Raw genomic sequence first — 13,197 nt, 5'->3', positions numbered from 1 at the left:
GTCGCCGTGTTGACCGCGTCGTCGCTCACGCAGACCGCGGCAGCCGCCCTCGAGTCGGCGCACGACGCCGGGTCCGAGGACGCCTTCGCGCGGGCGTACCTGACCACGTCGACAGCTCAGGTCGGGGTGATCGATGCCGTGCTCGAGGCGGCGTCGCGCGCATTCGACGCCGGTGGCTCGTCGACGGTCCGCAACGGCGTTCACCTCGACCGGCATTGGCGTAACGCGCGAACCCTGGCGTCGCACAACCCGGTCATCTACAAGGCGCGCGTGGTCGGCGACTTCCGGGTCAACGGCACCGCCCCGGTATCGGGCTATTACCTCCACCACCTCAAGGACAACTCATGACCCGGCAACTGCATCTCAACGTCAACATCCTCAATGCCGGTGTCTTCGGCGGTTCCTGGCGATTTCCGAACACCGACGGCCTCTCTGCCTACCGCATCGAGCACTACACCTCGATCGCCCACAAGGCCGAACAGGCACGTTTGGACGCCGTCTTCCTGGCCGACGGGCCGCTTCTCGATCCCAGCATCCGCCATCGCACCGGCAACAATTTGGAGCCGACGTCGGTGCTGGCGCGTATCGCCGCGCAGACGGAGAACATCGGACTGATCGGCACGCTGTCGTCGTCGTACAACGACCCCGACGAATTGGCCAGGCGTCTCGGCGATCTCGACTATCTCAGTGGTGGTCGGTTCGGGTGGAACGTGGTCACCACCGCCGGACCGGTCGCGGCCCGCAACTTCGGTCGCGACGCCGAACCGGACCACGCCCTGCGCTACCAACGCGCCGCCGACTTCGTCGACCGGGTGGTCGCCGAATGGGCGGCGCGTACCCGGCTCGTGTCGCCGCAGGGCCGTCCCGTGGTGGTGCAGGCCGGCGGGTCCAGTGACGGCAAACGTCTGGCCGCCCGGGTCGGCGAGGTGATCTTCTCCGCCGATCAGGACATCGACTCGGCGCGGGCCTTCCGTACGGAATTGCGCACCGGTGCAGCATCGTTCGGGCGCGATCCGGATGAGATCGTGGTCTTGCCGGGACTGTCGACGGTGCTGGGCAGCACCGAGGCCGAGGCATTCGAGCGCCGTGAGACCCTCGATGCCCTGCTTCCCGATGCCTATGCCCGCCAACGACTCTCCGGCCAGTTGGGCTTCTCTCTCGAAGGGCTCGACGACGCCGAGCCGATTCCCCGCGAACTGCTCGTCGACGCGGACGAGGCGGGCGGCTCGCAAACCTTCTATCGGGTGGTGCGGGAGATCATCGACCGCGAGAACCCCACTCTCGGGGGGCTTCTCAAGAAGCTCTCCGGCGGCGGAGGTCATCGGATCGTCGTCGGCACACCCGAGCAGATCGCCGACGACATCGAACGCTGGTTCCGCGCCGGTGCCGCCGACGGCTTCAACGTCATGCCCGACGTCCTGCCTTCCGGATTCGACGACTTCGCCGATCACCTCGTTCCGGAACTGCAGCGGCGGGGACTGTTCCGCACCGACTACGAGTCGGACACCCTGCGCGGCCACCTGGGTCTACCGGTGCCGCCGATCCGGCGCGAGGCACCGAAAACCCTTGTCAGTGCCCAATGACATAGGGATCGGTGGGGACGCCGATCCGAGGAGTTCCGATGAGGAGAAGAACGTGAGTGTCATTCTCGAACTCGCAGTGGGCGAGGGCCCGGGCCAGGTCTCGTTGCCCGACGCCGAGCGGTTGGTGGCGGCGGCACAGGCGTCCGGGATCGACGCGATCCGGCTGGTCGATCGTGCAGGCGGTGTGCCGACGCTCGATCCGTCGGTCGTCGGGGCGTACCTGGCGGGGGAGTATCGGCGGATCAGCTATCTGGTCGATGTCGCGACCACCCACAACGCGCCCTACAACCTGGCTCGACGGGTGCTGTCCATCGATCGGGCCACCGGCGGACGCGTGGGCCTGACGCTGCGGACCGGTGTCGGCGACGAGGTCAGCGATCCGGCCGCACCGCGACCGGACAGCGCCGACTCCGACTCGGCGTCGCGCTGGGCGGAATACGCGGAGATCCTCGCCGCGCTGTGGAAGTCGTTTCCCGCGGAAGCACTCCGGGGTGACCAGGCGGCGGGAATCGTCGCCGACGACGCGCTCATCCGGCCCATCGGCCACGACGGCGTCTTCTATCGTGTTGCCGGGCCGCTGGACGGTCCGTCGTCGCCGCAGGGCCGTCCGGTGCTGCTCGCCGACAACGCCGACGCGGTGGGGTGGGACCGCATCGCGGGTGTCGCCGACGCGGTCATCGTCGACCATGCCGGGATCGGCGACGCCGAATCGGCGCTGGCGGATGCGCTCGCGCGCGCCGGACGCCCTCGGCGGGAGGTCGCGATACTGAGCCGCATCGGCATCGACGATCCCGACACCGTGCGGGCAGCTCTGGCATCGAGCACGGTCAGCGGTGTCGTGCTCGCTGCGCACGAAGGTGTCGACGACACGATCAGCACCCTCGAAGACATCGTCCGAAAATCCGACCGGACCACGCCACAGTATCTTCGGGAGACGCTCGGTCTCCCCGCCGCCGAGGAGTACGTTCGATGACGGCACTTGATCTCGGACCGCGAACCACGTTGACACCGAGCGGCATTCGGTCGGCGATCGTACCGATCCTGGCGCGGCTCGCGGCGTCCGCGCGGGCCCGGGAGGACGCTCGGGACTTCGCATTCGACGACGTGCGCGCCCTCGCCGAGGCCGGGGTCGCGCTGACCGGGATCGCGCGAGAAGAGGGCGGGGCCGGCGGATCGGTCCGCGATGTCGTGGAGGTGATCATCGACATCGCCCGCGCCGACTCCAATGTGGCCCAGGCACTTCGCGGCACCTTCTTGCTCGCGAATCAAGTCGCCGGACGCCACGATCTCCCGTTCCGCGAGGTCAGCTTGGCCAGGTTACGCAGTGGTGCGCTGTTCGCCGGAACGGCCAACGAACGCAACGGGGGAGCAGGCGGCAGCGTCGCGACCACCGCGACCCGCACCGACGACGGCTACGTGATCAACGGCCGCAAGTACTACTCCACCGGCGGTCTGTACGCGTCGTACTTCTCCGCGCAGGCCTGCACCGACGACGGCGCCGTGCTGCGCTTCACCGTGCCCACCGACCGACCCGGTGTCGAGCGTCTCGACGACTTCGACGCCATCGGCCAACGGCTCACCCAGAGCGGCACCACGATCCTCGACGGCGTGCACGTGTCCGATGACGAAGTGGTACTTGCCGACAATCCGGGCCCCGACAACCCATGGCAGGGCGCTTTCGCCCAGCTGTATCTCGCTGCGGTACAAGCAGGGATCGCCGCCCGCGCTCTCGACGATGCCACCTGGTTCGTCCGCGAGAAGGCCCGACCCATCAAACACAGCACCGCCGAGAAGAGTGTCGACGATCCGTATGTGCGTGTGACCGTCGGCGAGATCGCCGCCCGCGCCCAGGCTGCGCGCGCCGTCGTGCTGCTCGGAGCCGACGCCGTCGCCGACGTGCAGGGCCGAACGGGAGATGACGCGCGCCGAGCCGGAGCCGCAGCTGCGGTGACGGTCGCACAGGCAGGCGTGGTGGCCATCGAATCATCCTTGCGCGCAGCCGAACTGCTCTTCGACGTCGGAGGTGCCTCCATCACCGACCGCGACCTCGGCCTCGACCGGCACTGGCGCAACGCGCGCACCGCCGCCAATCACAATCCGCGCCAATGGAAAGCGGCCGTCGCCGGCGCCTGGCACCTGACCGGCGAGGAGCCGCCGACCACCGGACTCTTCTGATCACCACCCACCCCACCCGCACCGATCACGCAGTGAAAGGCACCCCATGACCATCGAGGTCACCCGCACCCTGGGCCGTACCGGGGTCCCCATCACCCCGTTCACCCTCGGCACCATGAACTTCGGACGATGGCAGGAGGAAGACGAGAGCATCCGGATCATCCACTCCGCCCTCGACGCCGGGATCACCTCGGTCGACACCGCCGACGTGTACGCGCAGGGCGTGACCGAGGAAGTCGTCGGCAAGGCGATCGCCGGACGCCGTGACGACCTGTTCCTGGCCACCAAGTTCCACGGCACGATCGGGAACAATCCGTTCCAGGCGGGCAACTCCCGACGCTGGATCACCCGCGCCGTGGAGGACAGTCTGCGCCGTCTCGGGACCGACCGGATCGATCTGTACCAGGCCCATCGACCAGACCCTGCGACGTCGCTGTTGGAGACGCTCCAGACACTCAACGACCTCATCCGCCAGGGCAAGATCCTGTACTACGGGACCTCGGTGTTTCCGGCGCATCAGCAGGTGGAGGCGCACTGGCTGGCCGAGCGGTACGGGCTGATCGCACCCCACACCGAGCAACTGCCGTACTCGTTGCTGGTGCGTGGCGTCGAGCGTGAGGTGTTCCCGACCGTCCAGAAGTACGGGGTCGGCGTGCTGTCGTACGGGCCGCTCGCGGCCGGCTGGCTGTCCGGGAAGTACCGGGTGGGTGCCGGGCAACCGGAATCGGCTCGCTCCGAACTCATCCCGGGACGCTTCGACATCGCGGCGTCGGCCAATCAACGCAAGCTCCGTGCGGCCGACGCGCTGGCGAACCTCGCCGAGGAGAACGGTCTGTCGCTGGTGGAACTCGCGATCGCGTTCGCGCTCAACCATCCTGCGGTGAGCAGTGTGATCATCGGCCCACGCACTCAGGAACACCTCGAGGCCTACCTCAAGGCCGTCGACATCCGACTCACCGACGACGTCCTGGACCGCATCGATGAGATCGTCGAGCCCGGAACCCAATTCCACGATCGCGACACCGGCCGCGACACACCCTCCCTGCAACCCGCCGCTCTGCGTCGCTGAACACCGACCCGCACAACCACGAAAGGCATTGACCGATGGCTACCTTCGGACCCACCGAGCTGACCTACACCGCCGAACCCACCCGGTACGACAACATCCCGTACCGCCGGACCGGCCGGTCCGGTCTCGATCTCCCGTCGTTCTCGTTCGGGCTGTGGCAGAAGTTCGGCACCGACTACCCGTTCGAGACCCAACGCGAGATCATTCTGCATGCCTTCGATCTGGGCGTGACCCACTTCGACAACGCCGACCGTTACGGCCCTCCGCACCGTGCGGCGCAGAAGAACTTCGGTCGCGTCCTCGCGAAGGATCTCGCGCCGTACCGCGACGAGATCATCCTGTCGACCAAGGCGGGCAACGCCATCGGGCCCAGTCCCTATCAGAAGGGTGGCTCGCGCAAGTCGCTGCTGTCCTCCCTCGAACACAGTCTGCGTGATCTCGGCACGGACTACGTCGACATCTTCTACCACCACAGCCCCGACGAGTCGACACCGCTCGAGGAGACTGTCGGTGCCCTGGCCTCGGCCGTGACGCAGGGTAAGGCGCTCTACGTCGGGATCTCCAACTACCAGCCCGATCGTGCTCACCAGATCGCGGAGTTGTTGCGGGAGGCCGGTGTTCCCCTGCTGATCCACCAGCCGCGGTATTCGATCTTCGATCGTCGCGTCGAACAGAACGGGCTCCTCGATCTCGCCGAGCAGGAAGGGTTCGGACTCATCGTGTACTCGCCGCTGGCCCAGGGGTTGCTGACCAACAAGTACCTGGAATCGATCCCCAACGGCGCCCGCGCGGTCAACAGCACCTTCCTGAGCCCGGACGTCATCGACGACACCTACCGGCAGCGCGCCAATGAGCTCAACAAGCTGGCCGAGGCGCGCGGACAGTCGTTGGCGCAGTTGGCGTTGCAATGGGTGCTGCGGCAGTCGGCGGTCACCTCGGCGCTGGTGGGCGCAAGCTCCACCTGGCAGCTCGATCACAATCTCAAGGCACTCGACTTCCCGGAGTTCACCGCCGACGAGCTGGCCCTCATCGACGAACACGGTGTGCACGGCACCGGACTGAACCTGTGACATGAGCGAGCGAAAGCGGCCGCTGCGGCTCAACTTCCTCCTGCACCTCGACAACGATCTACCGGTGGCCCAGGCCTACCGCGAGACCATCGACATCTTCGTCGCCGCAGAGGAATTGGGCTTCGACTCGGGCTGGGTGATCCAGCGGCACTTCCGGCAGGGCAAGGAACAGATCTCCGCACCGCTGGTGGCACTCGGAGCAATCGCCCAGCACACCAAGCGGATCGGGCTCGGAACCGGTGTGCTCGTCCTGCCGCTCGAGGACCCGCTGCGGGTCGCCGAGGACGCCGCCACCGTCGATGCCCTCTCGGGTGGACGGCTGCAACTCGGTGTCGGGTCGGGCCCCTTCCCGGGCGCGTGGGAGGCGTTCGGGAAGGACCTGGCCGATCGTCAACGGATCTTCGGGGAGTCGGTGTCGCGCCTGCACGAGGTGTTGGAGGGTGCACCGGTCAATGCGGCGGGCGAATCCCTGTACCCGCCGGGCGACGGTGTGCGCCGCCGACTGTGGCAGGCCACCACCAGCAACCCGGACTATGCGCACGCCTCCGCCGCGGCGGCCGCGCTCGCCGGTGACGGTCTGCAGCTCTCGCGGGCCAACGCGTGGAGCGGCGGGACGGTCGAGGACGCGCAAGCCGCGCAGGCATCGTGGATCTCGTCGTATCGAGCCGCGTGGACCGACACCCGGCACCCGCCACGAATCCAGGTGTCGCGGGCCGTCTATCCACATCCCGACCGCGCCGAAGCGGTCCGGCTCGTGACGCCGGGCGTCCATCGGTGGCGGAGCTGGAGTACCTCGGGTGCCCCCAAACATGCGCAGAGTGTGGAGGAGTACCTGGCCGCCGACCGCGCGCTGCTGGGCCCGGCCTACTCCATCGCCGAGGCGCTGGCCGCCGACCCCGCGGTCGGTGAGGCCACCGATCTGCTCATCAGCTTCGTCCCCGGGGTGCCCGACCTCGACGAACATCTCCGACTGCTGGAGTCCACCGCCCGAGACCTGGCGCCGCTGCTGGGGTGGACACCGTCCGAAAGAAGCCAGGTATGACCGGATTTCACCTCACCATCTCGTTGATGACGCCGGGTCACTTCCGGCAGGCGTGGCGGCTGCCGCACGTCGATCCGCTCGCCTACCTCGACATCGACCACTTCCAGCGGCTCGCGCGGATCGCCGAGGCCGCCACCATCGACGCGGTGTTCCTCGGGGACGGCCCCGCGCTGCGCGGCGAGATCGCCGAAGCTCCTGGTACCGGTCTGGATCCGGCTGTGCTGCTCGGCACTCTGGCCGCGGTCACCGAGAACCTGGGCATCGTGGCCACCGCGTCGACCACCTACAACTCGCCCTACAACCTGGCGCGGCGCTTCCAGGCACTCGATCATGTGACCAAGGGGCGCGCAGCGGTCAACATCGTCACCACCGGAACACCGGCGGCCGCAGCCAACTTCGGCCTGCCCGCCCACCCTGACAAGGAATCCCGGTATCGGCGGGCATCGGAGTTCCTGGAGGTCGCCACACGACTCTGGGACAGCTGGCAACCCGACTGGCTCATCGCCGACAAACAGTCCGGTCGCTATGCCGACACGGCGAAGATCGCGTCGATCGACCATGTGGGGGAGTTCTTTTCGGTGGCCGGGCCGCTGCCTGTCGCGCCCGGCCCGCAGGGGCGCCCGGTGATCGTGCAGGCCGGTGGTTCCGAGGGCGGACTCCGACTTGCCGGTCAGTACGCCGACGTCGTGTTCACCGTCGCCCAAACAAAAGACAAGGCAACAGCATTCCGTGACGAGATCCGACGCCGCGCCACCGCGGACGGACGTCATCCCGACGACGTCAAGGTGTCGCTCGGTGTCGTCGTGCTGGTCGGTGCGACGGCCGACGAGGCGGCGCGACGCGCGGACGAACTCTACGCGACCCTGCCGATCGACCGGCTCACCAACGAGCTGGTCGCGAACCTCGGTCTGCCACCGGGATCGTTCGGCCCCGATGACCCGATCTCGATCCATGATCTGCCCGATGCCATCCCGGGTACCGCGTTCTCGACCGGCTTCAGTGTCTCGACCCGCGCTCTCATCGCGCAGTCACCGCGCACGCCACGGCAATTGGTGCAGTCCGGCGCCGGGGGTTCCGGCCACCGGCTGGTGGTCGGTTCACCCGAGCAGGTCGCCGACGACCTGCAGTCCTGGTTCGAGGCCGGCACCGCCGACGGATTCACGATCATGCCCGCCGACACCTCTGTCGACTTCGAGAACTTCGCGACGCTCGTCGTCCCGATCCTGCAGGAACGCGGTCTGTTTCACCGTACGTATCCCGCACGCACACTCCGCGAGCGCTTCGGGCTGCCGTTCCCTCAGTCCCCGGCCCCCCACGCCCCATGCAGCCCCGCCGGCACGCGGATCGGCAGGTCGACCGTTGCGATCGGTCCGTCGGCCGGCCGGTCGGCGTCGAGGAGATAGAACCTCGAGCGCATCGACTCGGTATCGGTGCCGATCGCACCCCAGTAGTCGTGGCCCTCGCCCGGGATGAAGATCGGCTCACCGATGGCAACACCAGGGGTCCAACAGGTTTCGGTGTCGGCGGCCAGGTCGTGGAACCAGAGGCTGTCTCGGACGCCGCTGTCGTGGGGTCCGTGCCCGACGGTGGCGATCCGGCGATGGTTCTCGGTGAGCAGCCTGTCGTCGACGCGCGGGAACTCCATGTTGTGTGCGTGGTCGCTCAGGACGGTCCGGACGATCCCGCGGTTCGGGTCGATCACCGCGCGGGTCAGGGTCGACGACGCCGGGCGCTTCACGTCGGCGAAGCCGCCGGGGTAGGTCCACTCGACGTAGTCGACGGTGACGGTGCCGTCGGCATTGTCGAAGGCGTTCGCGAAGTGCCACACCCAGAACGGATCGGTCTGTACCCACCGGATCGGGCCGCCGTCGCGGGGGATCAGCGCGATCCGGGTGCCGTCGTCGGGACGCCACGACAGCAGCGAGCCACCGGTGAGCATCGCCTCGATGTCGAAGACGAGCGGGCACACGAACAGCACCACATAGCGTTCGGTGAGCGCCATGTCGTGAATCATCACCGGCTCGGTCAGCCCGTCGACGGGAGTGGGTGTGCGGGTGACCGTTCCGTCGGCGACGATCACCGACCACGTGAGGTACGGCGCGTCGAGGGCGTAGTTGAACAGGACCAGCTCGCCGGTGGCCGGATCGAGCTTAGGGTGGGCGGTACTGCCCACGGTCATCGCGCCCGCGCAGTCGGTCGGGCCGAGCGTCGAGAGGTCTGCCGGGTCGAGCAGAAAGGGGCGGTCGGATTCGGCCATCGCCATCAGACGTCCCGAGTGCGAGACGATGTTGATGTCGGGCAATTGGCGGAAGGTGCCCGCGAGCTCCGGTCCGACTTCGTCGGCGCCCGGCGCGTAGCCGTCGGTGATTCCCGACCAGAGTGCTTGTCCGGCAGCCTCTTCGGCGACAACCATCGGGGTGCGGACAAATCTGTTGGTGTAACGCACCGCGCCGTCGGCGATGCTGATGCGGTGCACCATCGCGTCGCCGTCGAGCGGATAGACGTAGGAGCCGATCGGGTCGAAGCGGGGGTTGGGGCCGTTGCGAAGATAGCTGCCGCGCAGGTTGTTTGGCAGGTCACCGTGGACGGTGAGGTCGGCGACGTCGACCTCCTCGCGTTGCGGGGCGAACACCCCGGTGAGGTGGCTGTGGTGAGCGAGGTCGACCGGGGCCGGCCGGGTGGAGGGCGAGGTGAGACTCATGGCGGGCGCCTTTCAGGCCTGATGCGAGGAGGTGGCGGTGGCGAGGACCTGGGCACCGGCGATGCGCTGGGTCTGCTTGACGGCCAGGACGATCAGCACGATCGGGATCACCCAGTTGAGGATGACGTTGCCCGGAGCGGTGCCGGGTGCGGCGTGGTCGGCGAGAACTCCGGAGACGACGTGGGAGCAGCCCATGAGGAACACCGCGCCCGCCCACACCAGGCTGATCCGACGGTTCTTCTCACGGAAGATCGGTGAATGCCACAGTGCCGGATCGACGCTCTCGCGGGCGTACTGCTCGGTGAAGGGAATGGTGAATGCCGAGATCAGCATGATCGCGGCCAGCACGAATGTCAGTCCGCCGCGCGCGAAGTTGGTGAGTGTGACGTTGAGTTGATCGCCGGCGAAGAGCCCGACCACGGCGAGGATGCCGAAGACGGCGATGGCGGTGACGTCGAGGATCTTCCAGCTGCGGCCGCGGAAGGCGCCCCACGCGGCCATTGCGAAGGCAATCGCGCACGCGACCCCTGCGGCGAGGGCGACGTTGTCGCCGGTGTTCTGGGCGACGAGCGAGAAGACGAACCAGGGGGCGAGCCCCAGGATCATGAGCAGTGCGTTCATGGCGTGTGTCCTTGTCGGAGTGGTCGGCCGGTGGTGTGCCGTTCTGTTGTCCACTCTCGTCCGTGCCGATGACGCAGACATCTGTGTCATCACTGAGATTTCTCTGCCAACCACGGAGATTTCTCTGCCAACGGGACCTGGGTCGGGTCAGTCGCGATGCCGTCCGGCGACGTAAGCGGCCAGCTCGACGCGGGTTTTCAGCCCCAGTTTCGCCAGTGCGTGCGACACATGGGTCTGGACGGTGCGCGGCGAGATGAACAGTTGGTCGGCGACGTCGGCGCCGGAGGCTCCCGTCGCCACCAGGTCGGCGACGGTGCGTTCGGTGGGCGTCAGACTGTCCCAGCCGTGGGTGGGCCGGTCGCGGACCGTGTTCGGGTCCATGCGTACACCCATCGGCCGCAGGCGGGAGACGATCCGGGATGACGCGGTGACCGCGCCCATGCCCTGGGTGAGCATCAGCGCGGTCCGCGCGTACTCCCGAGCGGCTTCGGTGTCACCCAGAGCTGCTGCGGCACAAGCAGTTTCTTCCCAGGCGGAGGCCTCGACCAATTGATCGCCCGCGGCGTGCAGGACCTCCGCCGATTCTTGGCCCACCTCGACCACCGCGCGCAGATCACGGCGCCCGAGCGACGCATCGCAGCGGGCGCCGGCCAACGCCGCGACGGCTCGGAGGTAGGGCAGCTCGGTGGCTCCGGATGCGGCGAGGCCGTCGGCGACCGCCTCGACGAGGCCCAGGTCCTGGGCTCGGGTGCCGATCCGGGCGAAGTCGAGGGAGAACGTCGTGGCGTGGGTGAACAGCCGTCGCTGCATCAGTGAGGCCCAGTTGGCGCTGGCCGCCGCGGCGGCGGGACGCAGTTTGCGCCGGGATTCCAGCAGCAGGGTCTGCACGCGGTCGTGCACCTTGATGCCGAACTGGTCGGGCGCGTCGCCGGATGACCAGTCGTCGAGTCGTGCGGCTGCTGCGGCGAGGTCACCGCGCAGGACGTCGATCATCGCGCGCCCGCCGTCGGCCAGCGACGTCCACCCCATGTCGGCGCCGGCGGCCAGCTCCAGTCCGGCATCCCAGGTGGCGGCCGCATTGTCGAGGTGTCCGAGTCCGAGTTCTATTCCTGCCCGGGTGAATTCGTGATATGCGGTCATCCAGTCGGTGCCCCGGCTGGTCCGTAGTCGGGTCATACCGGTGAGGAGATCGTCGGCCGCGGCCGGGCCGCGTGCGTAGAGTTCGATCAGCGGCGGCCAGATGTCGGCAGAGGTGGGGTGCGGTCCACGGCCGGCCGGGTCGGTGGTCTCGCGGGCCGAGGGCCTGCAAGGTCAGCTGCAGCCCGGCGTCGAGATGTCCCAAGAGGAACAGACGCAGCCCCTCGGTGGTCAATCCGGGTGCCGAGCGTCGGCTCAGGTCGGTGGAGACGTCGACGAACGGGGTCGTCGGGACCGGCGAGAGCCCTTCGAGGAGCCCGACATGTCTTCGGAGATCGCCGAGGCGTTCGGCGACCGAGTCGTCGATCGGCAGGGCCAGGGTCTCGTCGACGAGCGCCCGGGCTTGGTGGGTCTCGCCGCGCGCGACGAGCGCGAACAGCTGGACACCGCGCAGGCCGGCGAATTCCTCGGGGTCGGTGCTGTGCGCGAGCCCCTCGGTGGCGGTGGTGGCAGCGCGAGTGAGCTGTCCGGTGCGCGCGAGGGCGACCGAGAGCGGCAGGTGCACGCCCGTTGCGGTGTCGCCCTGCCGGGCGAGGGGATCGAGGAGGTCGACGACCACTGCAGGTGAGTGGGTGAGGTCATCCCGAGCCCGGCGGACCGCGTCGGCGATGGCGTTCGGGTCGGTCCCGGAGGCTAGTCGGTGATGGGTTTCGCGCTGGTGATCGCCGCGGGTCTGCGGCAGATCGGCGATGGCGTCGTGCAGGATCGTGCGGAATGCCGGCGCGAGCTGCTGGTAGGTGACATCGGCGTACAGATCGTGGGTGAACGACAGGGTCCCGTCGTCGTCGGTGGTGATGATGCCGGCGTCGGTGGCCGACTGGGCGGCACCGATCAGAGAGGCCGGCGCCGCGTTGTCGATGGCGGCGAGATCGACGAGTGTCGCCGGTCCACCCCACACCGCGAGCTTCTGCGTCAGATCGCGAGCCCGCGAATCCAGCAGGGCCAGATGCTCGGCGACGGCATCGCGATCGCCCGTCGACACACGGGCACTGGCCCCGGCGCCCAGGGTGGCGCGGCCGTCGGTGATGATCAGATCGCCCGACTGATCGAGGGTGCGCAGCAGCGAGATCGCGTGCATCGGATTGCCATGAGCCGCGGCGAGCGCGCCGAGCAGTGCGCGGTCCGGCTCGGCGCCGACGACCTCGCGGCACACTGCGGCGATCTCGTTGCCCGACATCGGCGGTAGCGACCATTCGCGCGCCGTCGGGCGAGCGGCCAAGCGGGTCAACAGTTCTCGTTCGGGCAGCGGTCGGCGTCCGACGACCACCACCAGCGGTAGATCACGCGCCGCCGCCGACAACCGCGTGAGCAGGGTGAGGGACTCCGCATCGGCATGATGCGCGTCGTCGAGGAACAGCGCCAGTGGCCCGTCGGCGCACATCGCGTCGACGTGGTCGTAGAGGGTGTCGCCGTAGCCGTCGGGAATGTCCGCGGGCAGCTCGGTGCCGACGAGTGCAGCGGCGACGGTGAACGGTTGCCGCCACGACAACTCGTGGGCCGAGGTCCACGTCGTCCGCACATCGACCTCGGACCGCAACTGCGCCAGCGTGTGCGACTTACCGGCACCCGGGCCGGCGGTGAGGATCAGCGTCGTCGGCGCCGGGGCCTTTGTGGCGCCCCGAGAGGTGCCGGTCGGCGCGAGTGCCGTGGACAGGGCCGCGCGAAGATCGTCGATCAGCTCGCGACGGCCCTGCTTGTGCACTCGCGCCATGGGGTTCAGGGTAGACGGACCCCCACCC

11 protein-coding genes and 1 pseudogene are annotated in these 13,197 nt (G+C 68.4%); 8 read left to right on the top strand and 4 right to left on the bottom strand.

Annotated features, from left to right (window positions below):
* The 8 genes and pseudogenes from B1964_RS19235 to B1964_RS19200 all read left to right on the top strand — a co-directional run.
* Positions 1 to 348, top strand: a pseudogene (locus B1964_RS19235) (acyl-CoA dehydrogenase); the annotation flags it as partial.
* Positions 345 to 1,583: an LLM class flavin-dependent oxidoreductase gene (locus B1964_RS19230; protein ID WP_079930902.1), complete on the top strand. Its 1,239-nt coding sequence runs from the start codon at positions 345 to 347 to the stop codon at positions 1,581 to 1,583. The pseudogene B1964_RS19235 and the gene B1964_RS19230, both read left to right, overlap by 4 nt.
* Before the next feature lie 52 nt (positions 1,584 to 1,635).
* Complete coding sequence (locus B1964_RS19225) at positions 1,636 to 2,556, top strand: LLM class flavin-dependent oxidoreductase (protein WP_253194070.1); 921 nt, start codon at positions 1,636 to 1,638, stop codon at positions 2,554 to 2,556.
* Positions 2,553 to 3,758 (top strand): acyl-CoA dehydrogenase family protein, encoded by a 1,206-nt coding sequence (locus B1964_RS19220; RefSeq protein ID WP_079930901.1) that lies wholly within the window; start codon positions 2,553 to 2,555, stop codon positions 3,756 to 3,758. The genes B1964_RS19225 and B1964_RS19220 overlap by 4 nt, the downstream gene beginning before the upstream one ends.
* Positions 3,759 to 3,804: 46 nt before the next feature.
* Positions 3,805 to 4,827: an aldo/keto reductase gene (locus B1964_RS19215; protein ID WP_079930900.1), complete on the top strand. Its 1,023-nt coding sequence runs from the start codon at positions 3,805 to 3,807 to the stop codon at positions 4,825 to 4,827.
* Positions 4,828 to 4,862: 35 nt separating this feature from the next.
* Complete coding sequence (locus B1964_RS19210; protein ID WP_079930899.1) at positions 4,863 to 5,897, top strand: aldo/keto reductase; 1,035 nt, start codon at positions 4,863 to 4,865, stop codon at positions 5,895 to 5,897.
* Between the two features lies 1 nt (position 5,898).
* Positions 5,899 to 6,939: an LLM class flavin-dependent oxidoreductase gene (locus B1964_RS19205; RefSeq protein WP_079930898.1), complete on the top strand. Its 1,041-nt coding sequence runs from the start codon at positions 5,899 to 5,901 to the stop codon at positions 6,937 to 6,939.
* Complete coding sequence (locus B1964_RS19200) at positions 6,936 to 8,342, top strand: NtaA/DmoA family FMN-dependent monooxygenase (protein ID WP_079930897.1); 1,407 nt, start codon at positions 6,936 to 6,938, stop codon at positions 8,340 to 8,342. The genes B1964_RS19205 and B1964_RS19200 overlap by 4 nt, the downstream gene beginning before the upstream one ends.
* On the opposite strand, the gene B1964_RS19195 is transcribed toward B1964_RS19200, so the two are convergent.
* The 4 genes from B1964_RS19195 to B1964_RS19185 form a co-directional block, all read right to left on the bottom strand.
* The gene (locus tag B1964_RS19195; protein ID WP_079930896.1) at positions 8,237 to 9,640 is read right to left on the bottom strand and encodes a carotenoid oxygenase family protein; all 1,404 of its coding nucleotides are present in this window, start codon (positions 9,638 to 9,640) and stop codon (positions 8,237 to 8,239) included. The two genes, B1964_RS19200 and B1964_RS19195, sit on opposite strands and share 106 nt — an antisense overlap.
* A gap of 12 nt (positions 9,641 to 9,652) precedes the next feature.
* Complete coding sequence (locus tag B1964_RS19190; RefSeq protein ID WP_079930895.1) at positions 9,653 to 10,261, bottom strand: hypothetical protein; 609 nt, start codon at positions 10,259 to 10,261, stop codon at positions 9,653 to 9,655.
* Between the two features lie 147 nt (positions 10,262 to 10,408).
* Entirely contained in the window at positions 10,409 to 11,290 is an 882-nt protein-coding gene (locus B1964_RS31120) for a helix-turn-helix transcriptional regulator (protein ID WP_253194069.1), read from the bottom strand.
* Complete coding sequence (locus tag B1964_RS19185) at positions 11,232 to 13,169, bottom strand: hypothetical protein (RefSeq protein ID WP_253194068.1); 1,938 nt, start codon at positions 13,167 to 13,169, stop codon at positions 11,232 to 11,234. Before B1964_RS19185 ends, B1964_RS31120 begins: the two co-directional genes overlap by 59 nt.
* Between the last annotated feature and the right edge of the window lie 28 nt (positions 13,170 to 13,197).

The sequence above is a fragment of the Gordonia sp. i37 genome (assembly GCF_002043085.1).
Lineage (GTDB): Bacteria > Actinomycetota > Actinomycetes > Mycobacteriales > Mycobacteriaceae > Gordonia > Gordonia polyisoprenivorans.
Note: the sequence above shows the minus strand (reverse complement) of the source record. Positions and strands in the feature narration are given on the sequence as shown.